Below are 24,889 nucleotides of genomic sequence, written 5' to 3' on the forward strand. Positions count from 1 at the left end.
CACTCGGGACTAGGCGAACTGTTCGAGGAAGCGCACATCCGAGTCGTAGAAGAGCCGGATGTCGGAGATGGCGTAGCGGGACATGGCGATACGGGCCGGCCCCATGCCGAAGGCCCAGCCGGAAAAGCGCTCGCTGTCGAGCCCCGCCGACTCGAGGACCGCCGGGTGCACGAGGCCGCACCCCATGATCTCGATCCAGCGCGCACCGCGCCCGTCGCCGACGTCGAAGAAGACTTCCATCTGTCCCGAGGGCTCGGTGAAGGGGAAGTACGACGGGACGAGACGCGTGGGGGTGCGCTGGCCGTAGAAGGCGCGCGCGAAGTGGGCGAGCGTTGCCTTGAGGTCGGCGAAGGTGATCCCCTCGTCGATGGCGAGTCCCTCGAGCTGGGCGAACGCCGGGGCGTGCGTGGCGTCGAAGAAGTCCCGACGGTACACGTTGCCCGGTGCGAGGATGCGCACCGGTGGCGCGTACGACTGCAGCGTGCGGACCTGCACCGGCGACGTGTGCGTGCGGAGCACCCCTCCGTCCTTCAGGTAGAGGGTGTCGTGCATGTCCATCGCCGGGTGGTTGTCCGGGAAATTGAGCGCCGTGAAGTTGTACCAGGGCGACTCGGCCTCGGGCCCCAGGGCGACGGTGAAGCCCAGTTCGCGGAAGATGTCGCAGATCTCGTCGATGACGAGCGAGACGGGGTGGACCGCGCCGCGCCACATGGCGCGCGGCGGCATGGTGAGGTCGAGGGCCGGCCCTCGTGACGCCGCCGCCTCGAGTTCTCCCTTGCGCTTCTCGAACGCCTCCTCGAGCACCTGCTTGAGGGCGTTGACTGCCGCCCCGGCCTCGCGACGTTCCTCCCCGGGCAGATGCGGGAGGAGGGCCATGAGTTCGGTCAGCCGCCCCGACTTGCGGCCGAGGAGCGCGTTGCGGAGTTCGTGCCAGGCATCGAGCGACCCGGCGGCGGCGATGCGCGCGGGCGCCTCATCGCGCAGGGCGGCGCAGGCCTGCTGGAGTTCGAGCAGTGTCACGGGAGGTCGGTGCGGGGAGGCGAGGAAACGGTACGGCGGGAAAGGGGACGATGCGGGGTGCGACGGGGAATCGGGTATCGTGGTTGTCGGGGGGGGGGCCCCAACCAGCCGATCCAGCGCACGCACCACAAACAACTCGGCGGCAGCCGACCGTTGGTCGCGCTGCCGCCGGTGGTTCAAACCGGACCCGAGGGAGCGGGCGTCCCGCCCCTCGCAGTCGCGCCGCGGGAGCCGTTAGGCTGCCGCCAGCGCCGCGCGCGCCTTCTCGGCCAGCGCGGTAAAGGCCGCCTCGTCGTGCACCGCCAGGTCGGCGAGGATCTTCCGATCCACCAGGATGCCGGCCCTGCTCAGCCCGTTCATGAACGTGCTGTAGTTCATGCCATTGAGGTGGGCGGCCGCGTTGATGCGCACGATCCAGAGGCGGCGGAAGTCGCGCTTCTTGTTGCGACGGTCGCGGTATGCGTACCGCCAGCCGCGCTCGACCGACTCCTTGGCCGGACGCCACAGCTTGGAGCGCGCGCCGAAATAGCCGCGCGCGGCCTTCATCACCTGCTTCTTGCGCTTCAGGCGCACCACATTGGACTTGACGCGTGGCATCGCTCTCTCTCCTTACGCCTGGATCAGGCGCTTGATCACCTTCTGCTCGCCGTTGGTGGCGATCAGGGTGGGACGGCGCAGCCGGCGCTTCCGACGGGCGTCCTTCTTGGTGAGGATGTGGCTCTTGTTGGCCTTCAGGCGGCGAACCTTCCCCGACGCGGTGACGGAGAAGCGCTTCTTCGCGCCCTTGTGGGTCTTCATTTTGGGCATCGTCAGCTCACTTCGGTGCCAGGATCATCGTTAGGGACTTCCCTTCCATCTTCGCTGAACTTTCGGTCTTCGCCACGTCGGCGAGCTGCTGCGAGACTCGCTCGACCACGGCGAACCCCAGTTCCGGGTGGGCGATCTGCCGCCCGCGGAACATGAGCGTGACCTTCACCTTGTTTCCCTCGCCAAGGAACCGGCGCGCGTGCCGCACTTTGGTGTCGAAGTCGTGCTCCTCGATGCCCGGACGGAATTTCACTTCCTTGAGCTCGATGACGTGCTGCTTCTTCTTCGCCTGCCGCGCCTGCTTCGCCTGTTCGAACTTGAACTTGCCGTAGTCCATGACGCGGACTACGGGCGGGCGGGCGGTCGCGGCAACTTCCACCAGGTCGAGCCCCGACTCCTCGGCGAGGGCGAGGGCCCGATCAACCTCCATGATCCCCAGCTGGCTGCCGTCGGCCCCGATCACGCGGACGGGGCTGATGCGAATCTGGCGGTTGACTCGAACGCGCTTCGTATTGTCCTGAATAGGCCCAGGTCCTCCGAGAGAGTGATGGCCGGGTGCCTAACGACGACACCGTGCCACGGAAAAGCAAATGCGGACCCCACATGGAGTCCGCCATATACGACACCCGCCCCCGTCGTCCGGGGCGGCGCCGTGTGGAGACTCCTGCAGCTGCCCGCTTCCGGGCGCCAGAGGGTGAGAGCCGAAAACGCTCTGCTTGCCGAATTGTCGGGAAAAACTTAAGCGACATGGGCTTATGCGGTCAACGGTCCCGACCACATTTCCTGCCCATTCCGCCCCACGAGGGGCGCTGAGCCCCGCCCCGCTTGGCCCACGGCCACCCACGGCCACCTACGGCCACCCACGGCCACCTACGGCCACCTACGGCCACCTACGGCCACCTACGGCCACCTACGGCCACCTACGGCCACCTACGGCCACCCGCCGCCTACGGCCACCCGCCGCCTACGCGCCGCCGCGCGCCGCCCTCCCTCACCCCTCGACGTACTCCTCCAGCTGGTACGACTTCCCATCGTGGCGAGCGTAGCCCCACGCGTGCGTCGCATCGTGCTCGAAGACCAGGAGCCACCGCTCATCCGCCGCACGCGCGAGCAGGCGCCGCTTCGACTCCAGCGTCACCAGGGGTTCCACGTCGTACCCCATGATCCAGGGGAGCGGGAGGTGAGACACCGTGGGGCAGACGTCGCCCAGGAAGCAGGCGACGCCCCCCGCCCCGCCCGCGATCAGGACACTCTGGTGATAGGGGACGTGCCCCGGGCTCGACACCACCGAGATCCCCGGCACCACCTCCCCGTCGCCCTCGAGGAAGTCGAGCTGCCCCGCCGCCAGCAGGGGCTCCCAGTTGTGCGCGAAGTACGACGCGGAGGTGCGCTCGTTGGTGTGGGTCGCATAGTGATGCTCGCCGCGCTGCACCACGTAGCGCGCCCGCGGAAAGGCGGGACGCACCGCCCCCGCGCCATCCACCCAGGTGTTCCCCCCTGCGTGGTCGAAGTGGAAGTGGGTATTGATCACCACGCGCACGTCGCCCGGCGCGAACCCGAGCGACGCCAGCCCATCCTCGAGCCAGGTCCGCCCGTCACGCCCCGCGTTCTCGATCCCGTAGATGTCGCGGAACTTCTCCCCCTCCTTGTTCCCCACCCCGGTGTCCACGAGGACCAGCCCGTCATCGTGCTCCACCAGCAGGCAGCGCATCCCCAGCTGGATGCGGTTGCGCTGGTCGGCGGCGATCCGCCGCTCCCAGAGCGGCTTGGGGACCACGCCGAACATGGCCCCGCCGTCCAGCTTCTGCCCACCGGCCTGGATGGCATGGATGCGGAACCTGCCTAACGTGGTGGTGCGCACGGATGCGGCAATCGCGGACATGACGAAAGGCTCAGGTCGTGGGATCGACGTCGACGCCGCGCGGGAGGGCCGAGCGGCGCCGGGCGGCCCGCGAGCGCCCCGCCTGCAGCAGGGCCAGGAGCCCCTGCCAGGTGGTGGCCCCGCGCTCTTCCGCCAGCTGCAGCAGCCGCACCAGGACCTGGGCCGTCGCCAGCGCATCGCCGGCGGCCCGGTGTCGCGCCCCGATGTCGATCCCGAAGTGACGGGTGACCGCGTCCAGCGAACGACGCGGGAGGTGCGGCAACAGCACGCGCGACAGGCGCACGGTGCACAGCGCCTCGCCGCGCAACACCACCCCGGCCGCGCGTTGGACCTCGTGCGACACGAATCGCCAGTCGAAGGGCGCGTTGTGCGCCACGAAGACGCGCTCGCGCAGCCGCCCCACCACCTCGCCCGCCACCTGCGGAAAGGGCGGGGCGGAACGCACCATCTCCTGCGTGATCTGCGTGAGCGCGACGATCGCCGGGGGGATCGGGCGCCCGGGATTCACGAGCGTCTCGTAGCACTCGGTCACCTCGCCCCGGTCGACGTGCACGATGGCGATCTCGGTCACCCGGTCGCTCAGCGAGGGCGACGTCCCCGTCGTCTCAACGTCCACGACGGCGAAGCGCAGGGCGCCAAGGGCCACGTCGTCCCCATCGCGCGTGGCCGCCCCTTCCTCGCGGCGCTCGCGCACCGTGCGCGCGCGTCCGGACGCGGCGGGGGCGCGGCCAGGCGCCCGCGGGGAGAGCATCGCGGGACGTGCCGCCCCCAGGCCGTCGGCCGCAACGCTGGTCGCATCCCCCTGGCAATTGACCAGGGACCATCGCCCCGCGGCATCACGGGCGAAGTCGGCATGGCGGCCGAACAGCGCCTCCGCGAGACGCTCCGCCACCAGGGGCGGGGCGCTGGGGAGGGCACAGACACGCTCCATGAGCGCCACCGCATCGAGAGCGCCCCCTGCCAGCGCCTCTCGCGCGCGCAGAAGGAGGAGCGAATCGGGGGTGACGGCTGAGACCCCCCTCACCCGCGCGCCTCGCGGCTGGCCGTGGCGCAGCTGTCGGTCGCACCGGTGCCGGTCGCACCGGTGCCGGTCGCACCGGTGCCGGTCGCGCGGCTGGCCGAGTCGTCGTGGACGATCATGCGGACAAAGTAAGTCGCCGCGTCCCGTCTAGTCTGGTTTCCTGAACGCGTGTAGCTTGTGAATGAATTCACAAGCCCGCAGAACGTTCACGTGAAGCGCATCGCCGACAGCACGGTCCGCCGCCTCTCCATCTACCTCCGGTTCCTCGAGGATTCGGTCGCCCGCGGCATCCGGACCATCTCGTCCGACGACTTGGCCCGCCGGGGTGGCACCACCTCCGCCCAGGTGCGCAAGGACCTGTCCTTCTTCGGCTCCTTCGGCAAGCGCGGCCTCGGCTATCCGGCACAGGAGCTCACCGCCGCCCTTCGCGACATCCTCGGCCTGGGTCGCGCCTGGCGCGTCATCATCATCGGCGCGGGAAAGATCGGAACGGCACTGGTGCAGCATCACGGCTTCCGGCAGCGCGGCTTCGAGATCGTGGGGATGTACGACGCGGACGCGCGCAAGATCGGGAGCACATGGGACGGACTCGTCGTGCGCGATATCCGCCAGGTGGAAGGCGACCTCGTGCAGGCGCCCCCGGACATCGCGGTGCTCACGGTCCCCGGCGAACAGGCCCAAGGGGTCGCGGATCGCCTCGTCGCCGCCGGGGTCAAGGCCTTCCTCAACTTCGCCCCCGTCCAGCTGCATCTCCCCAGCGAGGTGACGGTGCGCAACGTCAACCTCGCGATGGAGCTCGAGGGGCTGAGCTACGCGCTGGCCAACCGCGAGCGCAACGGCGCCGACGACTGACGGCGCCGACGACGGACCGCGCTGACGACCAACCGCGCCGACGACGGACCGCGCTGACGACCAACGGCGCCGACGACGGGCCGCGCCTAACGCGGGAGCGCGCCGGCGGCTCGCAGGAGCCGCGCGAACGCCTCGGGCCCCAGCGTCTCGGGGCGCGCCGTCGCCTCGATCCCGCAGGCGCCGAGGAGCGCCTCCGCACCTTCGCCCCCCAGGTCGTACAGGGCGCGTACCACGCGGCGCATCTGCTTGCGCCGCTGCCCGAAGGCCCCTTGCACCAGGCGGGAGAACGGCGCTTCCTCCTCGGGGGTGACGACCGGGTCGGGGCGCGGGGTCAGGCGCAGGATCGCGGAATCCACCTTGGGGCGCGGATGGAAGGCCCCGGCCGGGACGCGGGCGACGAGCTCCGCGCGGGCGAGCGCCTGGACGTTGGCCGACAGCGCCCCGTAGGCATCGCTCCCCGGCGGGGCGGCCACGCGCTCCGCCACTTCCCGCTGCACGAGGAAGACCATGCGCGACGGACGCGGGGAGCGAAGCGCCTGGAAGATGATCGGCGTGGTGATGTAGTACGGGACGTTCCCCACCAGCGCCCATGCTCCCTCCGCCAGCGCGGGGAGCGACAGGTCGAGGACGTCCCCCTCGACGATGCGCACGTGTGGACTGGCCGCGTATCGCGCTCGCAGCACGGGGACGAGCAGCGTGTCGACCTCGATGGCCACCAGCCGCTCGGCCCGGTCGACGAGGAGGTCGGTGAGTGCGCCGCGTCCGGGACCGATCTCGATGATCGTCTCCCCCGGCTGCGGATCGACGGCGTCGGCGATGCGCTCCAGGGTGCGCCGGTCGGTGAGGAAGTGCTGCCCCAACCGCTTGCGCGGCGGGGGGAGCGGCGAGGGGCGGCGACCGTGCATGGCGGCGCGCTGGTGGCGCGCTAGCTGCGCGCGATGAGGAGCGTGAGGTCGTCGCGCCGGATCGTGTCGCCCGTGTGCGCCTGCAGCGTGGCGAAGACACGCTCCACGACGAGCGCCGGGCGCTCGCGCCGGGCGGCGCGCACGACGTCCAGCACCTTCCGCTCGCCAAGGCGCGCGTCCAGGCGGTTGCGCGCATCGGAAATCCCGTCGGTGAAGAGGAGGAGCAGGTCCTGCGCTCGCTGCCAGGGGCGCTCGAGCGCCGACGGGTGCTGGGCGCTCATGCCTAACGGGGGATCGAGGGCGGCCAGGCGCTCCACGGTCCCGTCGCCGGCGACGACGAAGGCGTGCGGGTGCCCGGCGTTGGCGTACCGCAGCGTCCCGCGCGCGGGATCGATCACGGCGTAGAACACGGAGATGAACATTTCCGTGCTCTCCAGCTCCTCGCGAAGCGTGGCCAGCAGCGCGTTGAGCATCTCGGCGGGGTCGACGGTCGTCTGGGCGTGGATCGACGAGGCGCTCATGACGAGCGCCATGATGAGGGCGGCGCGGTAGCCATGGCTCGAGACGTCGCCGATCATCACCCCCGTGCGCCCGCCCCCGAGGCGGAAGAGGTGGTAGAAATCGCCGCCGACGCTGTCGGCGGGGACGACGCGTGCCGACACCTGTGCCTCGGGCGCGAAGAGCGCGGTGTCGGGGAGGAGCTTCATTTGCAGGTCGTGCGCCAGCTGCATCTCCTGCTGCAGGCGCTGCTGGGCCAGCGACGACCGCACCAGGCGCGCATTCTGGATCGCCGTCCCGATCTGCGTGGCGATGGCGGTGACGAGCTTCTCGTCGCCGGCGCTGAACGGCTCGCCGCTCCGGCGCTCGGCGAGGTTCACCACCCCGAGGGGGATGGCCCCGTGAGGATTGGGGTTCGTCCAGAGGATGGGGACCGAGAGGAACGCCCCGCGGCAGTAGAGCGACTCGGCCGCGCACGGCGAGTCGCCGTCCTCGAGGAGGAGGGCACGCTGCTCGCGGAAGACGCGGGCCGAGACGCTGGTCGGGTCGTGGATCCCGACCGGAGGGGCGTCGCCGGCCTCGAAGCCGAGGGCAGTCACCACCTGCAGGGTGTCGGTGACGCGGTCGTGCACGAGGATGGCGGCGCGGCGCGCCCCGACCGTCTCGCAGATCTCGGTCAGGATGCGCGAGGCCGCCTCCTCCAGCGAGACCGTGCGCCCCAGGATCTCGCTGGTCGTGTAGAGGAGGTTGATCTCCTCGTATCGCTCGGCCAGCTCGTAGGCCGCGTGCTCGACCTCCAGCGCCGATTGGAAGAAATGCCCAACGATGGGCAGCAGGAACTCGAGGCACGCGGCCGGTTCGGTGCGCTGCCCCGTGCACGGCCCCACCGTCACCCATGCGCGCCGCGGACCGGGGACCGCCCCGGCGAGGAGGATCCCCTCATCGGTCTCGATCTCTGCCGGCGGCCCTCCCGGGACGAGGAGCTCGAGCACGCGCGGCACGGCGTCGTGCCAGTCGCCCACCTCGGCGACGATGGGCGTGCCCTCACCCACCTGGGTCCAGACGACGGCGTTCACGCCGGTCACATCCCGGAATCGCTCCAGGATCGGGACGAGTTCCTTCACGGGCGGTGCAGCGTGAGGCGCACGACCTGGCCGCCATCGGTGAAGCACTCCACGCGATCCATGAGGCGCGTCATCAGGAAGAGCCCGCGCCCCGCTTCGCTCTCCAGCTGCTCCGGGTCGGTGGGGTCGTGGAAGCAGGTCGCGAAGTCGAAACCACTCCCCTCGTCGGAGACTTCCATCACCAGGGCGCGCTCGCTCACCGCGGCGCGGACCCGTACCCCCTTGGTGGCGTCCTCGCGATTGCCATAGAGGATCGCGTTGGCGATCGCCTCGGTGAGGGCGACCGGGACCTGCAGGTTGTACGCGCGTGGCGGGAAGGCGAGTTCCGCGCACCCACGCGCCACTACCCCCACGACCTGCTCGATGTATCGCAGGTCGGAAGGGATCCGCACGTCGAGGGGGAGGCCGGCCCCGACGAGGACGTCGTCGAGGGCCGCGTAATCGTCGAGCTCGCTCATCACTGGGAAAACGCGCGTCGCGGGGCCGAGGTCACGCCGATGACCCCCGGCAACGGAGGGAGAGGCGCCGGGAAGCTCCGGCGCCGGCTGGTCAGAGGTTGCCGAGCGCCTCGTCGCGACTGCCGGCGATATGGAAGAGCGTGTCGAGCTTGGTGAGCTCGAACAGGGTCTTGAGGTCCTCGTTGAGGCTCGCCAGGCGCAACTCGCCTCCCGCCTCGCGGATCTTCTTGGAGAGGGAGACGAGGACACCGAGTCCCGAGCTGTCGATGTAGCCGGTCTGGCTGAAATCCACCAGGAACTTGCGCTCACCGCGCTCGAGCTCGTCGAGCACCTTCTGCTTCAGTTCCTGCCGGTTGCCGACGATCAACTGCCCTTCCACATCCACGATGCACACGTCACCCTGCTTCTTGATTGCGAAGCTCATGCGAGATCTCCAGGAAGTCCGCCGCGGCCGGCCTCGGGACGCCGCGCCTGCAATGCGGTGACCGCAGCAACGTTGATAATGTCGTCGACCGACGCGCCTCGCGACAGGTCGTTGCAGGGGCGCGCCAGCCCCTGCAGGATCGGCCCGATCGCCGCCGCCCCCGCCAGCCGCTCGACGAGCTTGTACGCGATGTTGCCGGCGTCGAGTGACGGGAAGACGAGGACGTTGGCCCGTCCCGCGACCTCACTCCCGGGCGCCTTGCGCGCGGCGACCTCGGCCATGAGGGCGGCGTCGCCCTGCAGCTCCCCATCCACCGTGAGCGTGGGGGCCCGCTCTCGCACCAGGGCCAGCGCGGCGCGCACCCGATCCACCGACTCCGACGCCGCGCTCCCCCGGGTGCTGAACGACAGGAACGCCACCACCGGCTCGTCGCCGACGATCCGCGCGCGGTCGCGGGCGGCGGCGATCGCGATATCGGCCAGCTGCTCGGCGGTCGGCGCCGGGACCACCGCGCAGTCGGTGAAGGTCAGCACCTCGCGGTTGCCGCCGCGAAACGGGGCGACGTCCATGTAGAAGGCGCTCGAGACGGTACGCTGCCCCTCGGCCGTCCCCACCAGCCGGAGCGCCGCGCGCAGGACCTCGGCCGTGGTGAGGACGCATCCGGCCACGCACCCATCGACCGCCTCCTGCCTGACGAGCCCCATGGCGAAGTGAAGCGGCGTCGTGGCGAGTCGCTCGATCTCCTCCCTCGGGACGCCCTTCCCGCGCAGCCGCTCGGCCAGCGCATCGGCCGTGAGCGTCCGACGGGGATCGGTCGCCGGGTCGACGGCCTCGACCCCCAGGCGAGCGACGGCGCCGCGGTCGGCGGCGGGGTCCAGCACCAGCACGGGCTCGACGATCCCCGTCTCGCGCAGCGCCGCCGCCGCCGCCAACACCCGCGGATCGCCCGACTCGGGAAAGGCGATGCGCGCCCGACCCGCCGCCGCCCGGCGGCGCAGCGCGGTGACGAACCACTCCTCCCGGCCCATGCCTAACGCTGGGCGAACTTCCGGCGAAGCGCCTCGGCCACCGTGGGGTGCACGAGCCCCTCCAGGTTCCCCCCGAAGCGCGCCACCTCGCGCACGAGCGACGCGCTGATGTACGTCGTGTCGAGCGACGGGACCATGAACACCGTCTCCTGCTCCGGCGAGAGGTGCCGGTTCATGAGCGCCATCTGGTACTCGTACTCGAAGTCGCTCACGGCGCGAAGCCCGCGAATGAAGAGGCGCGCTCCCATCTGGCGCGCGAAGTCGACGAGGAGTCCCTGGAACTGGTGCACCTCGATGCGCCCATCGTGCCCCACGGCCGCCCGGATGAACTCGGCGCGCTCCTCGAAGGTGAACAACGGTTGCTTGGACACGTTGACCGCGATGGCGACGATGAGGCGGTCGACGTAGCCGAGGCTGCGGCGAATCAGGTCCTCGTGCCCGCGGGTGAGGGGGTCGAACGAGCCGGCGTAGATGGCGACGCGAGGCATGCGCAGGGGGTTGGGAGGGCGATCTCGCCGGGGAATTCTAACCCCCGCCGACCTCGCCGCCATCGTCCTGGACGGGCGCGCGGCGATAGAGGGTGACTGCGGTCCCGCCGTAGGTGCGCGTGTCGCCCCCCGGCGGCATCGCCTCGTGCACGTCGTGCTCGACACCGAGGACGTTCGCGAACGGGAGCTCCCGCCATGCCTCGGCCAGTCGCGGGGCGAGCCCCAGGTTGTACGGGGGGTCGGCGAAGGCGATGTCGTATGCCCCGGCCGGGAGCTTGTGGACGAAGCGCAGCGCGTCGCCGCGGTGCAGCGTGACGAGCGGCGTGGCGCCCAGCGCCTCCACGTTCTCCCGGATGGCCCGCAGCGAGGGCGCGGCGAGCTCCACGAAGTCGCACGACGCGGCGCCGCGCGACAGCGCCTCGAGACCGAGGGCCCCCGAACCGGCGAACAGGTCCACGACACGGGCCCCGGGGATCGCCGGGTGCAGGATGCTCATCCACGCCTCGCGCGCGCGGTCCCCCGTGGGGCGGACCCGCGCATCCCGCGGCGCCTTGATGGTGCGTCCGCGCCACCGGCCGGCAATGATGCGCACGGGTGCGTCGTCAGGCGCGCACGTCGGCCAGGCGCGCCACCAGGCGCGACGCCCCGCCGTACGTGTCGCGCTCGAGGCGATACGCCAGGTCGACCGGGGCGGCGGGCGAGAGCGTGCGTGCCAGGTCCCCCATCCCCCACCCGATCGCCTCGAGCGTCCCGCCCGCCTTCGCCAGCTGCAACTTGAGCCCGCCCTGCCCCACCCCCCGCGGCGCCGCCGCCAGGCGCACGCCGCGCGACGCCAGCACCGGCGCCGGGTTCCCCACGCCGAACGGCTCGAAGTGGCGCAGCAGCCCCTCCAGCTCGGGGGTCACCTCGTCCAGCGACAGCTCGACGTCCACGCGCACCCGCGGGACCAGGTCGTCGGCGGTGAGCCGCTCGCGCGCCACCGCATTGAACCGCTCGCGGAAGGCATCCATCTGCTCCGCCCGGATGGTGATCCCCGCCGCGGCCCGGTGGCCGCCATAGCGCACGAGCAGGTCCTTGCAGGCGCTCAACCCGGCGTGCAGGTCGAAGGCACTGATCGACCGTCCCGAACCCTTCCCCACCCCTCCCTCGAATGCCACCAGGAGGACAGGGCGCGCCAGCTCCTCGACCAGTCGCGACGCGACGATCCCGATCACGCCGGGGTGCCACCCCTCGGCGCCGAGCACCACGCCCCACGTCTCGTCGAGGTCGAGCCGGTCGGCCAGGGTCCGCGCCGCGGAAAGCGTGGCGCGATCGAGCTCCTGCCGCGCGCGGTTCAGCTCCTCCAGCTCGCGGGCGATGCGATTGGCCTGGCCCGCATCGCTCGTGAGCAGGAGATCCACGCCGCGCATGGCATGCCCGACCCGTCCCGCGGCGTTGAGGCGCGGGGCCAGGATGAAGCCGATGCGCCCGGCGGTGAGCGCCGAGGGATCGAGCCCTGCCGCGTCCATGAGGGCGCGCAGCCCCACGTGCCGCGACTCGGCCATGAGCTTGAGCCCGAAGCGGACCAGGATGCGGTTCTCCCCGCGCAGCGGTGCCACGTCGGCAATGGTGGCGAGGGCCACCAGGTCCAGCAGCTGCAACGCGACGTGCTCCCCCCCACCCAGCGCCTGCAGGAGGGCGGTCGACAGCTTGAACGCGACGCCGGCCGCGCAGAGATCCTTGTCGGGATAGCCGCACCCCGGCTGCCGCGGATTCAGCACCGCGACGCACTCGGGAACCGGGCGGCTGGGGAGATGGTGGTCGGAGACGATGACGTCGATGCCGAGTGCGGTGAGGCGCGCGATGGCGTCGTGCGCACTGGTCCCGCAGTCGCACGTGAGGACGACACGCGCCCCCGCGTTGGCGGCAGCCTGCACCCCCGCCTCGCCGAGGTCGTAGCCGTCGCTGATCCGGTGCGGGAGGAACGGCACGGCCTTCCCACCGAGGTGCCGGAGGATGCGTACCATGATGGTGGTGGAGCAGATGCCATCCACGTCGTAGTCGCCGTGCACGAGGATCGTCTCGCCCGAGCGGATGGCCGCGACCAGCCGTTCGACGGCGCGATCCATGCCCAGCATCAGCGCCGGCGAATGCAGCTGCTCGAGGCGCGGGCGCAGGAAGCGCTTCGCGTCCTCGGGGTCGGCATGGCCGCGCCCCGCCAGGAGCCCGCACACGAGGGGGGGGAGCTTGAGCGCCTCGGCGAGCGCCGCGACGAGCGCGTCATCGAGGGGTGTGGCCAGGTGCCAGCGAGGCGCCAGGCGTGGGCGCGACGTCGAGACGGTCATCGCCGCACGCTACCCTCGGGGGACGTCGGTCCCCGCATCATTCCGTTGCGTAGAGCAGCATCCCGCACCCCTCGCAGGACTCGAGCGTCCCCCTCGCGTGCATCTGGTTGCGGCGCTGCACGGGGACGGCCGTGTCGCACGAGCCGCAGGCCCCGCCGTGGACGGGGAAGACGACCTGGGTGTGGCGCCGCGAGCGGATCCGGTCGTACATCGTGCGCATGGCCGGGGGGACGCCCTGCGCCACCGACTCGCGCTTGCCGCGGGCCGCCGCCAGTTCGGCCTCGAGCGCCCCGCGCTCGGCCTCGATCGCGGAGCGCTTCGCGCCCTGCGTGGCGTCGAAGTCGGCCAGCGCCTCGCGATGCGCCTCGGTCGCCTGCCGGATCGCGTCGACGCGGTGCCCCAGCTCGCGGAGGTCGTTCTCGCCCTCGAGGAGCAGCTTCTTGCCGGCCTCCACCTGCGCCATGGCGGCGGTGGCCTCCTTCATCCGCTTGACCAGGTCGAGCTGCGCCACGTTGCGCTCCTGGCGCTGGCGGTGCTCGGCGACCAGCTGCGCCAGTTCGCGCTGCTTGCGCTCGGCGGCTTGCAGCTGGCCGAGGGCCTGCTCGAGCTGGCGGGCGGCCTTGGCGCGCTCGGCATCGAGGGCGGCCAGGCGTGGGGTGACGCCCTCGAGGCGCGCCACGAGCGCATCCACCACGTCATCCTCGGCTTGCAGCTGCAACAGGGCTTCCAGCTCCGCGTGCACGTCTCCTCCTGGTTGCGGCAATTGGCTAGGTGTTCGTTCGCAGCGCGGCCAGCTCCTGGATCTGGCGCGCGTTCTCCTTCTTCTCCAGCATCAGCGCCGTCTTCTCCTCGTCGCTGGCCAGCCCCATCTGCCGGTCGATCTCGCGATTGCGGTCCTGGAGCCGGCGTTCCTCGAGGCGCGCCAGGGAATCATCCACCGTGCGCGCCACGTCGAGGATCGCATCGGACTCGCCCAGCAGTTCGTCGAGCAGGGCGACGGCCGGAGGCGAGAGGCGCTCCGCCACCTGGTCAACCTGCTCCACCGAACCGACATCGCGCAATGCCTCGAAGAGCTCGCGCAGGCGTGGCTCCCGGAACGACTCCGCGCCGACCCGTTCCAGGATGCGTTCCAGCGCCGCCGCCGAGCGCAGCATGGCCGTGACGAGGTACCGCTCGGCCATGACCGCGACGACCGGCGACCGGATGGCGCGGGGGCGGGCAGCCGGGTGGTCGGCGCGCGCGCTGCCGCCCGCGCCTCGCGGCGACGGCCCGCCCCAGTCGCCCCCCCAGGGCTCACCCGGCTCCCGCGGCGGGGGCCCCTCGCGCTCGCGAAACGCCGCGCGCCCCGCCCCGCCCTGCCCGCCACCGGGGGGCGCGCCCCCGGGGCCGTGCCTAACGCCGCCCGAACGCGCCCCGCCGTCCTCCGCCTCGCGCAGCAGCACCTCCCGCGGCACCTGCGACGCCTGGCTCGCCCGCGCCAGGTAGATCTCCTTCATCACGGGATCGCGGGTGACGCGGATGGTCGGGAGGAGCCGGTCGACGGCGGTGCGCCGCTTGGCGAGGTCGGTGAACCACCCGCCACGCTCCAGCAGCTGCACCTTGCGCTCGAAGACGTCGATGCCGTCGCGGAGCTGCCGTTCGAGCGCCTCGCCCCCCCGCTCGCGCACGAAGGTGTCGGGGTCGTCCCCGTCGGGCAGGGTGACGACGCGCACCGTGGCCCCCTCCGCCAGGAGCTCGTCGCCGGCCCGGAAGGTGGCCTTGAGCCCGGCCTGGTCCGAGTCGTAGAGCAGGTAGACGTTCCTGGAGTAGCGCACCAGCAGCTGCGCCTGGTCGGCGGTGAGCGCCGTGCCTAACGGCGCAACGACCGTCTCGATCCCGGCCGACACCAGCCGCACCACGTCGACGTACCCCTCGACCACGATCACGCGGTCGGCGCGCCGGATGGGGTTGCGGGCCTGGTGCAGGTGGTACAGCAGCCGCCCCTTGGAGTAGATGGGCGACTCGGCGCTGTTGAGGTACTTCGGCTCGCCCGGTGCGATCAGGCGCCCGCCGAAGCCCGCGATGTGCCCCGCCACGTCGTGGATGGGGAAGACGAGGCGGGCGCGGAAGCGCGGGCGCGGCTCCTCGGTCTCGTCGCGCTTCACGAGGAGCCCCGCCTCGAGCTGACGCGCATCGTCGATGCCGATCGCGTTGAGGTACGCACGCATCAGCCCGATCTCGCGCGGCGCGAAGCCGAGCCCGAACCGTTCGGCCACCGTGCGTGCGATGTCGCGCGATGCCAGGTACTCCCGTGCCGCCGCCCCCAGCTCGTCCTCCCACAGGATGCGCTGGAAGTACTGCTGCGCCGCCGCATTCGCCTCCCACAGCGGTTCCCGCGGGTCCGGTCCGGCGCGCCGCGACGTGACCTCGTGCAGCTCGATCCCGCTCTTCTCCGCCACCATCCGCACCGCCGTCGGCCAGTCCACCCCGAGCCGCTTCTGCAGGAAGGAGAAGACGTCGCCCGACTCCTTGCACACGAAGCAGTGATAGAACTTCCCCTTGGTGGTGGTGACGGAGAAGTTCCGGTTCACGCCCTGGTGGAACGGGCAGGGACCGCGGTAGTTCCCCCCGCGCCCCTTGAGCGGGACGTACTCGCCGATGATGGCGACGATGTCCGCCGCCTCACGAACGCGCTCGACCTCGTCGTCCGGAATCACAGCTCGGCGATCGTCACGCCCGATCCCCCCTCGTTCCAGAGCCCCAGGCGGAAGCTCCTGACCCGGGTGTCCTTGCGGAGCATCTCGGCCACGCGGTCGCGCAGCGCCCCCGTCCCCTTCCCGTGGATGATGCGCAGCGAGCGCAGGTCGGCCCGGATGGCGGCATCGAGCGCGCTCATCAGCACGTCGTCGATGTCGAACATCCGCTGTCCGCGCAGGTCGATCTCGGTCGGGACGCGCTCCTCGGGAAGGTCGCCGGTATAGGCGACGGCCGCCACCGACGGGCGCTGGTCCGCGGTCGCGCGGCACAGTTGGTCGCGCGGGTAGGCCAGCTTCATCGAGCCTAACGCGATGAGGACGTCGTCCGGACGCACCTCGAGCACGCGCGCCACCTTGCCGTCGAGCGGGAGGACCTGCACGTACTCGCCCGCCCCCAGCGGCGCCTCGTCGCGCGGGCGCGGCACCTGGCGGCGCTGGTTGGCCGCCTCGCGGTCCAGCTGGTCGATCCGCTCCCCCTGGCGCGACGCCAGCTGCTCCACCTGCTGCCGCGCCGCCTTCGCCACCTCGTCGAGCGCCTCGCCCTCGCGGCGCTTGAGCTCCTTGATCGTCTTCTCGATCGTGCTGCGTGCCTCGAGGAGGTACTTGCGGGCCTCCTTGCGCGACTCGCGCTCGACCGTGCGTTCACGCTCCCGCACCGCCTTCTCCCGCTCGGCCATGCGATGGGCGCGCTCCTGCAGCTGCGCCCGGGCCGCCGACACCTCGCGCTCGCGATCGGCCAGTGCCTTGTCGCGCGCCTCGAGCGACTGCAGGAGCGCGTTCACGTCGCGCTCCACCGTGGGGATGCGCTCCTCGGCACGCTGCAGCACCTGGTCGGGGAGGGCGAGGCGCCGGGCGATGCTCAGCCCGTAGGAGCGGCCCGGGATTCCCTTGACGAGGTGGTACGTGGGGGCCAGGGCGACGGCGTCGAATTGCAGGGAGGCATTCACCACCCCGGGCACCTCGGTCGCCAGCTCCTTGAGCGCGCCGAGGTGCGTCGTGGCCACCGTCATCGCCTCGCGCCGCGTCAACTCCTCGAGGATCGCCCCGCCTAACGCGGCCCCCTCCAGCGGGTCGGTCCCCGATCCGAGCTCGTCGGTCAGCACGAGCGATCGCGCCGTCGCCGAGCGGAGGATCTCGCCGAGGTTGCGCACGTGGGCACTGAACGTGGAGAGTGAGGCCTCGATGGACTGCTCGTCGCCGATGTCCGCAAAGACGTCGTCGTAGACCGCCACCTCGCTCTCGTCGCCCACCGGCGCGGGAATCCCGGACTGGAGCATCAGCGACAGGAGCCCGAGCGCCTTGAGGAGAACCGTCTTGCCCCCCGTGTTGGGGCCGGAGATGAGCAGCGTCCGCTCGCCGGGCTCCATGGCCAGCGAAAACGGGACTACGCCGATCCCCTGCGCGAGCAGGAGCGGGTGACGGCCATCGAGGATGCGGAAGCCGCTCCCGGCCTCGCGCAGGCGCACCTGTCCGCACGCGGACGCGATGGCATAACGCGCGCGTGCGTACAGCGCATCCAGCACCACGAGCGCCTCGAGCGCCTCGCGCAGCAGCGGCTGCTCGGGACGCACGGTGTCGGCGAGGGCGAGGAGGATCCGGTCCACCTCGCGCACCTCCTCCGCCTCCAGTTCGCGGATGCGATTGCACGCCTCGATCGCCGCCGGCGGTTCGACGAAGAGCGTGGCTCCCGTCCCCGAGGCGTCGTGGACGATCCCTCCGACCGCTCCGCGCCCCTCGCGTCGCACGGGGATCACGAAGCGCCCGTTCCGCACCGTCACCGACCCATCCGGCACCTGCAGGTGCGGCTCGAGCCGCGACATGATGCGCTCCAGGAGCGCGACCAGCTCGCCCTGGGCCCCGCGCAACTCGCGCCGCACGCGGCGCAGGGTCGGCGATGCATCGTCGCGTACCCGCCCGTCGTCGTCGATCGCCCGGTCGATCTCCTCCTCCTCCTTCCGGTTCGCGTGCAGCCGCTCGCGCAGCGGGGCCAGGACCGAGAGCGCCACCGCCGGCTGCCGGGCGCTGCGAAGGGCGTCGGCCGTCATCCGCGACGATCGCAGCAGGACGCCGACCTGCCGGAGCTCGCGCCCGTCGAGCCGGGTCCCCTCGATGCGCAACCGCGCCAGCGCACGGTCGACGTCGGGAATCGGGGCCGGCGACCACCCCTCGTCGCTCGCCACCAGCGACCGCATGGCCGCCACCCGCCCCAGCTCGCGCTCGGCCGCGTCGAGCGCCGTCGCGGGCGACAGCGCCCGCACGCGCGCGCCGCCTAACGACGACGACGCGTAACCGGCCACGACGTCGAGGACCTTGTCGAACTGGAGGACGGAGAGGGCGTGCGCGTTCATCGGCAGGTGCGGGACTCGGATCGGGGCACGCGGTCGGCGTCCGCGCGCGGCAGGGGGCGCGCGGCGACGGGCCGGCGCTCGCCCGTCATCCGCGAGCGGCCAGCTCCTCGCGCGCGATCGCGCTGATCTCGCCGCCCTCGGCACGCCCCTTGAACGCGGGCATGACCTGCCCCATGACGGCGCCGACACTGGTCGCCCCCGCGGCGATCGCGCGCCGGACCGCGGCACGGATCTCCTCGGGATCGACCCTGGCCGGAAGATAACGCTCCAGCAGCCCCACCTCGCCCGCTTCCTTCGCCGCGAGGTCGCCGCGCCCCCCGGCCGTGAACATCTCGATCGACTCGCGCCGCCGCTTGATGCCGCGGCGCACCACCTCGATCGCGTCCTCGTCGGTGAGGGCGCGCCGCAGTTCGAGCTCGCGATTGCGGAAGTCCGAGAGGAGCGTGCCGAGCAGGAGGCGCGCCGCCTTCTCCTGCGCCTTGCGGGCGACGTTCAGTTCGGATTGGACACGGTCGACGAGCGAGGACATGGCAACAGCATCGGAGGAGGGGGGCGACGGGTCGCCGTCGGTTACCCTGGCGGCCAGTGCATGGCCCGGCCGCCGAGGACGTGCGCATGAAGATGATACACCGTTTGCCCGCCGTCAGCGTTGGTGTTCAGCACCACACGGTACCCCGACCCGGCCATCCCCTCCTGCCGGGCCACCTGGGCCGCCAGCATGAGGAGCTCGCCCGCCACCGACGCCGACGTCACCTGGTCCAGCGAGGCGACGTGCTCGCGCGGGATCACGAGGAGGTGCATGGGCGCCTGCGGACTGATGTCGCGGAACGCGATGCAGTGGGCGTTCTCGGCCACGCGCGCCGCGGGAATCTCGCCGCTCGCGATTCGGCAGAACAGGCAGTCAGTTGCCATGGGCATCCTCAGCGGTTGCGGTTGCGGTTGCGATCGCGCTCCGGGCAATGGCCAGGCCGGCGATGGCGGCCGTCTCGAAGCGCAGGGTGTGCCCTGCCAATGCGACGCGGGTGAATCCCGCGCGCTCGAATTCCTGCACCTCCTCCTCCTCCAGCCCCCCCTCCGGACCGATCGCGATCGTGAGCGGCGCGCTGATGCGCTGCCCCATGATTGCGCTCCCCCGCCCGTCGAGCAGCAGGCGCGCGCCGTCGGCGAGGGCGCCGATCGCCCGGGCCAGCGCAGCTTCGGGATACATCGCCGGAAGCCACGCCCCGCCGCTCTGCTCCAGGGCGGACGCCATGCGGGCGCGGAGCTTGCCGGCGAACGTCGGCCCCTCGCCGCGGGGCTTCACGCTGCGCGAGCGGCGGTAGAGGACGGGGCGCCAGCTGGTGGCGCCCAGTTCGGCGCACTTCTCGGCGAGCCAGAGCATGCGGTCGCGATCGGCGATCGGGACGAGGAGGTGGACCGGGGGGAGTTGGGGGTGGAGCTCGACGCGCTCGACCTCGACGGTCGCCGAGGCCCTGGCGATCCGCACGAGCGTCCCCTCGGCCCGATGGCCCTGCCCGTCGAGGAGGGCCACCCGCGAGCCGATCCCCAGCCGCCGCACCTTGAGGTGGTGCAGCACGGCCTCGCCTAACGAGGCGGAAAGGCCCGGCGCGAGCGGCTCGTCGGGGAGGAAGAAGGCGGCTAGGCCCTCGCGATCGTGACGCTCCACCACACGTCCTCCACGTCTTCACGTTCCACGCGCCATCCGTCCGCTTCCAGCGCCTCGAGCATCGATGCGCGCTCCTCGAGCAGGATCCCGGCCAGCACCGCCCGCCCGCCCGGGCGGAGGGCGGCGTGCATCGCGGGGAGGAGGTCCACCAGGACGGACGAGATGATATTGGCGACGATCACGTCCACCGGCGCCACCAGCGGGAGGAGGATGGTGGCGTCTCCCTCGAAGACGTGCACGACGGGGTCGACCCCGTTGCGTCGCACGTTCTCCTCGGCGTTGGGAATCGCGTCGGCGTCGTACTCGATGGCGAAGACGCGCGATGCGCCCAGCTTGGCGGCGGCGATGGAGAGGACGGCGCTCCCGGCACCGAGGTCCGCCACCACCAGCCCGGGGTGGACGACCTCCTGCATCAGGCGCACCGCGCCGCGCGTCGTCGGGTGGTCGCCCGTCCCGAAGGCCATCCCGGGGTCGATCACCACGGTGGCGGCCGGGTCGTACTGGTCGGCGAGCCAGGTGGGGGCGATGGTCAGGCGGCCGAGCGCGTGGGCGTGCAGCTTGTCACGCCAGTGCACCGACCAGTCGATCGCCTCGGTGGGCGCGGTCTCGCAGGTGGCGCCGGGGACGGCTGATTGCACCTGGCGGATCACCGCCGCCACGTCCGTCTCCGGCGGGAAGTGGGTGACCAGGGACTCGCCGTCCTCGAGCACGCCTTGCGCCCCGGCCGCGAAGAGCGCCGCCGATGCCTCGTCACGACGCCCGGCGGCGTGCACGCGAAGGGAAGTCCAGGTCACGCGCCTAACGCTTCCTTCATCTTGGTCCAGAAGCCCTTGTTGCGCCCCTGCTCGGGGGGCGTCCCCTGCACCGCCGCCAGCTGCTTGAGCAACGCCTCCTCCTCGCGGCTCACCTGCTCCGGGGTCCAGAGCTGCACCCGGACGTGCAGGTCGCCCACCCCCGAGGCGTTCACCCGCGGAAGCCCGCGCCCCCGCAGGTGCAACACCTGGCCGCTCTGCGTCCCGCCCGGGATGCGCACCGACATCGCCCCGGTCACCGTGGGAACGTCCACGTCGGCCCCGAGGACCAGTTGCGGGTACGAGACGAGCACCTCGGTGTAGAGGTCCTCCCCGTCCCGCTCGAAGCGCGGGTCGTCCGCCACCTCGAACACCACGAGAATGTCGCCCCGTCCCCCGCCCCGCGGCCCGGCGTTGCCGACCCCGCGCAGCGTCATGTACTGCCCCGACGAGACCCCCGCCGGGATCTGCACCGGGATGGTGTGCTCCCCGCGCACGCGCCCCTCGCCGCGGCACTTCTTGCACGGCGCGGTGACGACGATCCCCTCGCCCGAGCAGGTCGGGCACGGCACCACCGAGACAAACTGCCCGAAGAAGGAACGCTGCGCCCGCCGCACCTCGCCAGAGCCGTTGCAGCTGTGGCACACCTGGGGCTTCGTCCCCGGTTCCGCCCCCGTCCCCTCGCACTTGTCGCAGGCGTCGAGGAGCTTGATGGTGAACGTCTTCGTCACCCCCGACGCCACCTCGGCCAGCGTCAGCTCGACCGAGATCTTCACGTCCTGCCCGGCACGGGGCCCGCTCCGCGAACGCCCGCCCTGCTGGAAGAAGTCGCCGAACCCGGCGAAGCCGCCGAAGTCCCGCATGAAGATGTTCAGCGCCTCCGACAGGTCCACGTGGTGGAACCCGCCGCCCCCCCCCGCGCCCCGCAGACCCGCCTCGCCATACCGGTCGTAGGCCGCGCGCTTCTCCGGATCCCGCAGGACGTCGTACGCCTCCGTGATCTCCTTGAACTTCTCCTCGGCCTCCTTCGACCCGTTGTTCCGGTCCGGGTGCCACTTCGTGGCCAGCTTCCGGTAGGCCTGCTTGATCTCGTCGTCGGACGCGCCGCGCGCGACGCCGAGCGTCGTGTAGAAATCGGCCATGGGCCTCGTGCTGCTAGTGAAGGATGTCGGAGACCAGGAGCGACGTGTGCCGCACCAGTGCGATCACCTTGTCGTACGGCATGCGCGTCGGGCCAATCACCCCGATCACGCCGTTGAGCGCGCCGGCCCGGTATTCCGCCGTCACGATGGTGAAGTTGTCGAGGCGCGGATCCCCGTGCTCGTTCCCGATCGTGATCGAGATCCCGGGCGACGTCGAGCGCCCCCGCAGCAACTGCCCCAGGTGCGCGCGCGTCTCCGTCAGCGCAAGGAGGCGCCGCATCCCGTCCCCGCTCGCGAATTCGGGCTGGTCGGCCAGCACGGACGCCTGCCCCAACACCACCCCCTCCTCCTCGCCCGTCGTCGGCAGGTCGAACAGCGTCTCCCCTTCCTGAACGAAGACGTTCAGCAGCTCGCTCACTCCCGACGCCCCCCCGGTATCGCGCAGCCGCTCGCCCAGCGTCGTGCGGATGGTCCGCAACGGCAGCCCGCCGAGGCGCTCGTTCAGCACCAGCATCACCTCGGCCACCGCACTCTCGGCGATCTGGCTGTCGACCTCGACGAAGATGGTCCGGACCGCCCCGCCCTGGAGCGTGAGCACCAGGAGGAGGCGCTCGTTGGACACGCGGATCAGCTCCAGGCGCTGCAGCACCGCGTTGTCGAGACGCGGACCGAGCGCGACCCCCAATTCCTGCGTGACGATCGAAAGGCTCTGCGCCGCCTTGCGCAGGATCGCCTCGATGGCCGACGCCCCGCCCGTGGCGAGGTGCTCCGAAATCCGTTCCGCCTCCGCGCGCGGAATGGCGCGCGCTCGCATCAACGAGTCGACGTAGAGACGATACGCGATGTCGGTGGGAATCCGCCCGGCCGACGTGTGCGGGTGGTACAGATACCCCTTCTCCTCGAGGTCACTCATCGTGTTGCGGATGGTGGCCGGCGAAACGCCCAGGCCAAACCGCTTCGAGATGGTGCGTGATCCGGCAGGCTCCGCCGTTTCGACGTAGCTCTGGATCACGGCCTCGAGGACGCGCCGCTCGCGTTCCGATAGCTCAGGGAGCGCCATAAGTCTAAAGCTAGTAACGACTTCGGTGCTCCGTCAAGGCGGTGACCAGCGCATCGAGCCGAAGCCATCCGGTCGGCGTCAACACGAGGCGACCCCCCTCACGCCTCCCCCACCCCGAGGCGATCCAGCGATCGACCACCGGCGCGTCGCGCGGATCCAGCGTCACCCCCCGCAGCGTCCGCAGGGCAACGTACAGTCGCTCGAGCTCACGCTGCGGCGCGGTGAGCCGCTCACTCCCGCCCACGGGATCTTCCCCACGGTCGACGCGCTCCTGCCAGGCGACGAATTCGCGCGCGTTCCACCGCCGCACCTCGCCGTCGAATCCGTGGGCGCCCGGGCCGATGCCGAGGTACGGGACCTCGCGCCAGTAGGCGGAGTTGTGGCGCGATTCTCGCCCCGGAAGGGCCCAGTTGGAAACCTCGTAGTGACGATAGCCCGCCTGCGCCAGCCGCTCATGCGCCATGAGGAAGTCGGACTCGTAGCGCTCCTCCTCCGCGTCGTGCACCTCGCCGCGCGAGCGCCACCGGGCCAGCGGGGTCCCCCCTTCCACCGTGAGGCCGTAGGCCGAGACGTGCGTGGGGTGCAGGGCGACCGCCTCCTCCAGGTCGTGCTGCCAATTGCGCGGGACCTCGGGCGGGAGGGCATAGATGAGGTCGAGCGACCAGTTCCGGATTCCCGCGTCGGCCAGCACGCGTGCCGCCCGATGGACCGCGGCGACGTCGTGCGTGCGGTGCATCCATGCCAGCACCTCGGGATGGAAGCTCTGCACACCGAGGGAGACGCGGTTCACCCCCGCCTCCACCCAACGCGCCGCCGCCTCCTCCCCCACGTCCTCCGGGTTGGCCTCGACCGTCACCTCCGCGTCGGGCGCCAGCGTGAAATGGCGCCTGACGAGCGCGATGGCGCGGGCGATCCCCTCGCCGCCCAGGCGCGACGGGGTGCCGCCGCCGAAGTAGAGCGTGGCGAGGGGAATCGCCGCGACCGTCGCACCAAGGCGGATCGAGAGCTCGCCCGCCAGCGACCGCAGGAACGGCTCCACCGGCGTGACCCGCCGCACCGCGATGGCGAAGTCGCAGTACGAGCAGCGGCGCGCACAGAAGGGGACGTGGACGTACGCATGGCGATAGGTGACGCCGCCCCGCCCGGCATGCCCCCCGGCCGTCATGTGGCGCGGCGGCTCAACGCGCCATCGCTCCGCCTGACGAGCCCCGACGGATCGATGGTGACCGTGCCGTCCAGCGCGAGCGTCGACAGGGCGACGCCCACCGCGCGCGGGGAGAGGGCAAGCGCCTGGAGCAGCTCGTCGGGGAACCTGGGGCCGTGTGCCAGGAGGGCGAGCACCTCCCCTTCGGGCGATCCGCTCGCCGGGGCGATGGGGGCGAGGGCGGGCGTCCCTTCCCCGTCGGCCGCAACGCCCCCTCGCATCGCCTCGCGGCCACGGTGCGTGAGGGCGAGAAGGGCGAGGACGTCGTCGAACGCGGTGATGATGTGCGCGCCGTCGCGCACGAGGGTGTTGGCGCCGAGCGACGACTCGACGCCGATCGGCCCCGGGACGGCGGCGACGTAGCGCTCGAGGTCGCGCCCGAGCTGCGCGGTGATCAGCGCTCCCGACCTGGGCCCCGCCTCGACGACGACGATCACGTCGGCCAGCGCGGCGATGAGGCGGTTCCGGCGCGGGAAGGCCCCCGGGTGCGCGGTCCGTCCCGGCGGGAGCTCGGATAGCACGAGCCCCCGCTGGGCGATGGCGGCGTGGAGCGCGGCATGCGCGCGCGGGTACGGGACGTCGACCCCGGTCCCCTGCACGGCGATCGTGGGCCCTCCCTCGTCGAGGGCGCCGGCGTGCGCTTCGGCATCGATCCCGGCCGCGAGGCCGCTGACCACGCAGATGCCACGGGCCGCGAGCCCCCGGGCGAAGTCGCGCGCCACGTGGCGCCCGTAGGAGGTCGCGTGGCGGGACCCGACCAGCGCCACGGCGGGGGGCCGCGCGCACGCCAGCTCGCCTAACGTGAAGATCGCGGCGGGGGGATCCTCGAGGAGGTGCAGCCCCTGGGGATAGCGCGCCTCGGTGCAGGTGACCACGTCGACGCCACGCGCCGCGCAGCGGTCGCGCAGGGAGCGGGCCGTGGCGAGGGCCGCCTGCACCTCGCGCTCCCCCAGGCCGAGCCGCGCCAGCGCCTCGGAGGCGACAGGATGCCGCTCGAGCAGCTTCCGGACCCTCGCCGGCCCCACCCCCGGAATGCAGGCCAGGGCGAGCGTGTGCAGCGACTCGTCAGGCGCCCGCGTCGTCGTCACCGTTTCGCGGCTCGCGATCGCCCG

26 protein-coding genes are annotated in these 24,889 nt (G+C 71.8%); 1 reads left to right on the forward strand and 25 read right to left on the reverse strand.

From position 1 onward, the window contains the following. Positions 1-9: 9 nt before the first annotated feature. The 6 genes from ABS52_04050 to ABS52_04075 form a co-directional block, all read right to left on the reverse strand. Positions 10-1,014: a phenylalanine--tRNA ligase subunit alpha gene (locus ABS52_04050; GenBank protein ID ODT04834.1), complete on the reverse strand. Its 1,005-nt coding sequence runs from the start codon at positions 1,012-1,014 to the stop codon at positions 10-12. 240 nt (positions 1,015-1,254) lie between these two features. Beyond that, positions 1,255-1,617: a 50S ribosomal protein L20 gene (locus ABS52_04055; GenBank protein ID ODT04760.1), complete on the reverse strand. Its 363-nt coding sequence runs from the start codon at positions 1,615-1,617 to the stop codon at positions 1,255-1,257. A 12-nt stretch (positions 1,618-1,629) separates the two neighbouring features. Further along, positions 1,630-1,827 (reverse strand): 50S ribosomal protein L35, encoded by a 198-nt coding sequence (locus ABS52_04060; protein ODT04761.1) that lies wholly within the window; start codon positions 1,825-1,827, stop codon positions 1,630-1,632. Between the two features lie 7 nt (positions 1,828-1,834). Beyond that, positions 1,835-2,350, reverse strand: a complete 516-nt coding sequence (locus ABS52_04065; GenBank protein ODT04762.1) for a translation initiation factor IF-3 — start codon at positions 2,348-2,350, stop codon at positions 1,835-1,837. A 468-nt stretch (positions 2,351-2,818) separates the two neighbouring features. Next, positions 2,819-3,709: a hypothetical protein gene (locus ABS52_04070; protein ODT04763.1), complete on the reverse strand. Its 891-nt coding sequence runs from the start codon at positions 3,707-3,709 to the stop codon at positions 2,819-2,821. A 10-nt stretch (positions 3,710-3,719) separates the two neighbouring features. Next, a complete protein-coding gene (locus ABS52_04075; GenBank protein ODT04764.1) occupies positions 3,720-4,601 on the reverse strand; it encodes a hypothetical protein in 882 nt (293 codons plus the stop codon). Positions 4,602-4,940: 339 nt separating this feature from the next. On the opposite strand from ABS52_04075, the gene ABS52_04080 reads away from it, so the two are divergent. Further along, positions 4,941-5,582 carry a redox-sensing transcriptional repressor Rex gene (locus ABS52_04080; GenBank protein ID ODT04765.1) on the forward strand — a complete coding sequence of 214 codons (642 nt, stop codon included), beginning with the start codon at positions 4,941-4,943 and terminating at the stop codon, positions 5,580-5,582. An 86-nt stretch (positions 5,583-5,668) separates the two neighbouring features. Here the strand turns inward: ABS52_04080 and ABS52_04085 are convergent, their stop codons facing one another. The 19 genes from ABS52_04085 to ABS52_04175 all read right to left on the reverse strand — a co-directional run bounded on the left by ABS52_04085 (position 5,669) and on the right by ABS52_04175 (position 24,865). Then, complete coding sequence (locus ABS52_04085; protein ODT04766.1) at positions 5,669-6,487, reverse strand: ribosomal RNA small subunit methyltransferase A; 819 nt, start codon at positions 6,485-6,487, stop codon at positions 5,669-5,671. 20 nt (positions 6,488-6,507) lie between these two features. Then, positions 6,508-8,109, reverse strand: a complete 1,602-nt coding sequence (locus tag ABS52_04090) for a hypothetical protein (GenBank protein ID ODT04767.1) — start codon at positions 8,107-8,109, stop codon at positions 6,508-6,510. Next, positions 8,106-8,567, reverse strand: coding sequence for a hypothetical protein (locus ABS52_04095; GenBank protein ODT04768.1), 462 nt, complete (start codon positions 8,565-8,567; stop codon positions 8,106-8,108). Before ABS52_04095 ends, ABS52_04090 begins: the two co-directional genes overlap by 4 nt. Positions 8,568-8,658: 91 nt before the next feature. After that, positions 8,659-8,991: a hypothetical protein gene (locus ABS52_04100; GenBank protein ID ODT04769.1), complete on the reverse strand. Its 333-nt coding sequence runs from the start codon at positions 8,989-8,991 to the stop codon at positions 8,659-8,661. Further along, positions 8,988-10,019, reverse strand: a complete 1,032-nt coding sequence (locus ABS52_04105) for a phosphate acetyltransferase (protein ID ODT04770.1) — start codon at positions 10,017-10,019, stop codon at positions 8,988-8,990. Before ABS52_04105 ends, ABS52_04100 begins: the two co-directional genes overlap by 4 nt. Before the next feature lie 2 nt (positions 10,020-10,021). Then, entirely contained in the window at positions 10,022-10,507 is a 486-nt protein-coding gene (locus tag ABS52_04110) for a pantetheine-phosphate adenylyltransferase (GenBank protein ODT04771.1), read from the reverse strand. Positions 10,508-10,544: 37 nt separating this feature from the next. Next, positions 10,545-11,099 (reverse strand): 16S rRNA (guanine(966)-N(2))-methyltransferase RsmD, encoded by a 555-nt coding sequence (locus ABS52_04115; GenBank protein ODT04772.1) that lies wholly within the window; start codon positions 11,097-11,099, stop codon positions 10,545-10,547. A gap of 10 nt (positions 11,100-11,109) precedes the next feature. Continuing rightward, positions 11,110-12,831 carry a single-stranded-DNA-specific exonuclease RecJ gene (locus tag ABS52_04120; GenBank protein ID ODT04773.1) on the reverse strand — a complete coding sequence of 574 codons (1,722 nt, stop codon included), beginning with the start codon at positions 12,829-12,831 and terminating at the stop codon, positions 11,110-11,112. Between the two features lie 37 nt (positions 12,832-12,868). Next, positions 12,869-13,573, reverse strand: coding sequence for a hypothetical protein (locus ABS52_04125; GenBank protein ID ODT04774.1), 705 nt, complete (start codon positions 13,571-13,573; stop codon positions 12,869-12,871). 25 nt (positions 13,574-13,598) lie between these two features. Next, a complete protein-coding gene (locus ABS52_04130) occupies positions 13,599-15,527 on the reverse strand; it encodes a DNA primase (GenBank protein ID ODT04775.1) in 1,929 nt (642 codons plus the stop codon). Further along, positions 15,524-17,914, reverse strand: a complete 2,391-nt coding sequence (locus tag ABS52_04135; protein ODT04776.1) for a hypothetical protein — start codon at positions 17,912-17,914, stop codon at positions 15,524-15,526. Before ABS52_04135 ends, ABS52_04130 begins: the two co-directional genes overlap by 4 nt. An 85-nt stretch (positions 17,915-17,999) precedes the next feature. After that, positions 18,000-18,443, reverse strand: a complete 444-nt coding sequence (locus ABS52_04140; GenBank protein ID ODT04777.1) for a hypothetical protein — start codon at positions 18,441-18,443, stop codon at positions 18,000-18,002. 41 nt (positions 18,444-18,484) lie between these two features. Next, complete coding sequence (locus ABS52_04145; protein ODT04778.1) at positions 18,485-18,826, reverse strand: histidine triad nucleotide-binding protein; 342 nt, start codon at positions 18,824-18,826, stop codon at positions 18,485-18,487. Beyond that, positions 18,816-19,583: a hypothetical protein gene (locus ABS52_04150; protein ID ODT04779.1), complete on the reverse strand. Its 768-nt coding sequence runs from the start codon at positions 19,581-19,583 to the stop codon at positions 18,816-18,818. The genes ABS52_04145 and ABS52_04150 overlap by 11 nt, the downstream gene beginning before the upstream one ends. After that, entirely contained in the window at positions 19,553-20,353 is an 801-nt protein-coding gene (locus ABS52_04155; protein ODT04780.1) for a hypothetical protein, read from the reverse strand. Before ABS52_04155 ends, ABS52_04150 begins: the two co-directional genes overlap by 31 nt. A 17-nt stretch (positions 20,354-20,370) precedes the next feature. Beyond that, positions 20,371-21,513 carry a molecular chaperone DnaJ gene (locus ABS52_04160; protein ID ODT04781.1) on the reverse strand — a complete coding sequence of 381 codons (1,143 nt, stop codon included), beginning with the start codon at positions 21,511-21,513 and terminating at the stop codon, positions 20,371-20,373. 13 nt (positions 21,514-21,526) lie between these two features. Next, positions 21,527-22,573, reverse strand: a complete 1,047-nt coding sequence (locus ABS52_04165) for a heat-inducible transcription repressor HrcA (protein ID ODT04782.1) — start codon at positions 22,571-22,573, stop codon at positions 21,527-21,529. Positions 22,574-22,583: 10 nt separating this feature from the next. Further along, positions 22,584-23,738, reverse strand: a complete 1,155-nt coding sequence (locus tag ABS52_04170; GenBank protein ODT04783.1) for a hypothetical protein — start codon at positions 23,736-23,738, stop codon at positions 22,584-22,586. After that, positions 23,735-24,865, reverse strand: a complete 1,131-nt coding sequence (locus ABS52_04175) for a DNA protecting protein DprA (GenBank protein ODT04784.1) — start codon at positions 24,863-24,865, stop codon at positions 23,735-23,737. The genes ABS52_04170 and ABS52_04175 overlap by 4 nt, the downstream gene beginning before the upstream one ends. Positions 24,866-24,889 lie beyond the last annotated feature (24 nt).

This window comes from Gemmatimonadetes bacterium SCN 70-22, from assembly GCA_001724275.1.
Taxonomy (GTDB): Bacteria; Gemmatimonadota; Gemmatimonadetes; order Gemmatimonadales; family Gemmatimonadaceae; genus SCN-70-22.

Excerpts from the sequence above, each read along its gene's own strand:
- ABS52_04060 (ODT04761.1), bottom strand. The coding sequence starts at position 1,827 with ATGCCCAAAATGAAGACCCACAAGGGCGCGAAGAAGCGCTTCTCCGTC.
- ABS52_04110 (ODT04771.1), bottom strand. The coding sequence starts at position 10,507 with ATGCCTCGCGTCGCCATCTACGCCGGCTCGTTCGACCCCCTCACCCGC.
- ABS52_04170 (ODT04783.1), bottom strand. The coding sequence starts at position 23,738 with ATGACGGCCGGGGGGCATGCCGGGCGGGGCGGCGTCACCTATCGCCAT.
- ABS52_04160 (ODT04781.1), bottom strand. The coding sequence starts at position 21,513 with ATGGCCGATTTCTACACGACGCTCGGCGTCGCGCGCGGCGCGTCCGAC.
- ABS52_04095 (ODT04768.1), bottom strand. The coding sequence starts at position 8,567 with ATGAGCGAGCTCGACGATTACGCGGCCCTCGACGACGTCCTCGTCGGG.
- ABS52_04165 (ODT04782.1), bottom strand. The coding sequence starts at position 22,573 with ATGGCGCTCCCTGAGCTATCGGAACGCGAGCGGCGCGTCCTCGAGGCC.
- ABS52_04135 (ODT04776.1), bottom strand. The coding sequence starts at position 17,914 with ATGAACGCGCACGCCCTCTCCGTCCTCCAGTTCGACAAGGTCCTCGAC.
- ABS52_04140 (ODT04777.1), bottom strand. The coding sequence starts at position 18,443 with ATGTCCTCGCTCGTCGACCGTGTCCAATCCGAACTGAACGTCGCCCGC.
- ABS52_04085 (ODT04766.1), bottom strand. The coding sequence starts at position 6,487 with ATGCACGGTCGCCGCCCCTCGCCGCTCCCCCCGCCGCGCAAGCGGTTG.
- ABS52_04055 (ODT04760.1), bottom strand. The coding sequence starts at position 1,617 with ATGCCACGCGTCAAGTCCAATGTGGTGCGCCTGAAGCGCAAGAAGCAG.
- ABS52_04120 (ODT04773.1), bottom strand. The coding sequence starts at position 12,831 with ATGACCGTCTCGACGTCGCGCCCACGCCTGGCGCCTCGCTGGCACCTG.
- ABS52_04100 (ODT04769.1), bottom strand. The coding sequence starts at position 8,991 with ATGAGCTTCGCAATCAAGAAGCAGGGTGACGTGTGCATCGTGGATGTG.
- ABS52_04070 (ODT04763.1), bottom strand. The coding sequence starts at position 3,709 with ATGTCCGCGATTGCCGCATCCGTGCGCACCACCACGTTAGGCAGGTTC.
- ABS52_04105 (ODT04770.1), bottom strand. The coding sequence starts at position 10,019 with ATGGGCCGGGAGGAGTGGTTCGTCACCGCGCTGCGCCGCCGGGCGGCG.
- ABS52_04145 (ODT04778.1), bottom strand. The coding sequence starts at position 18,826 with ATGGCAACTGACTGCCTGTTCTGCCGAATCGCGAGCGGCGAGATTCCC.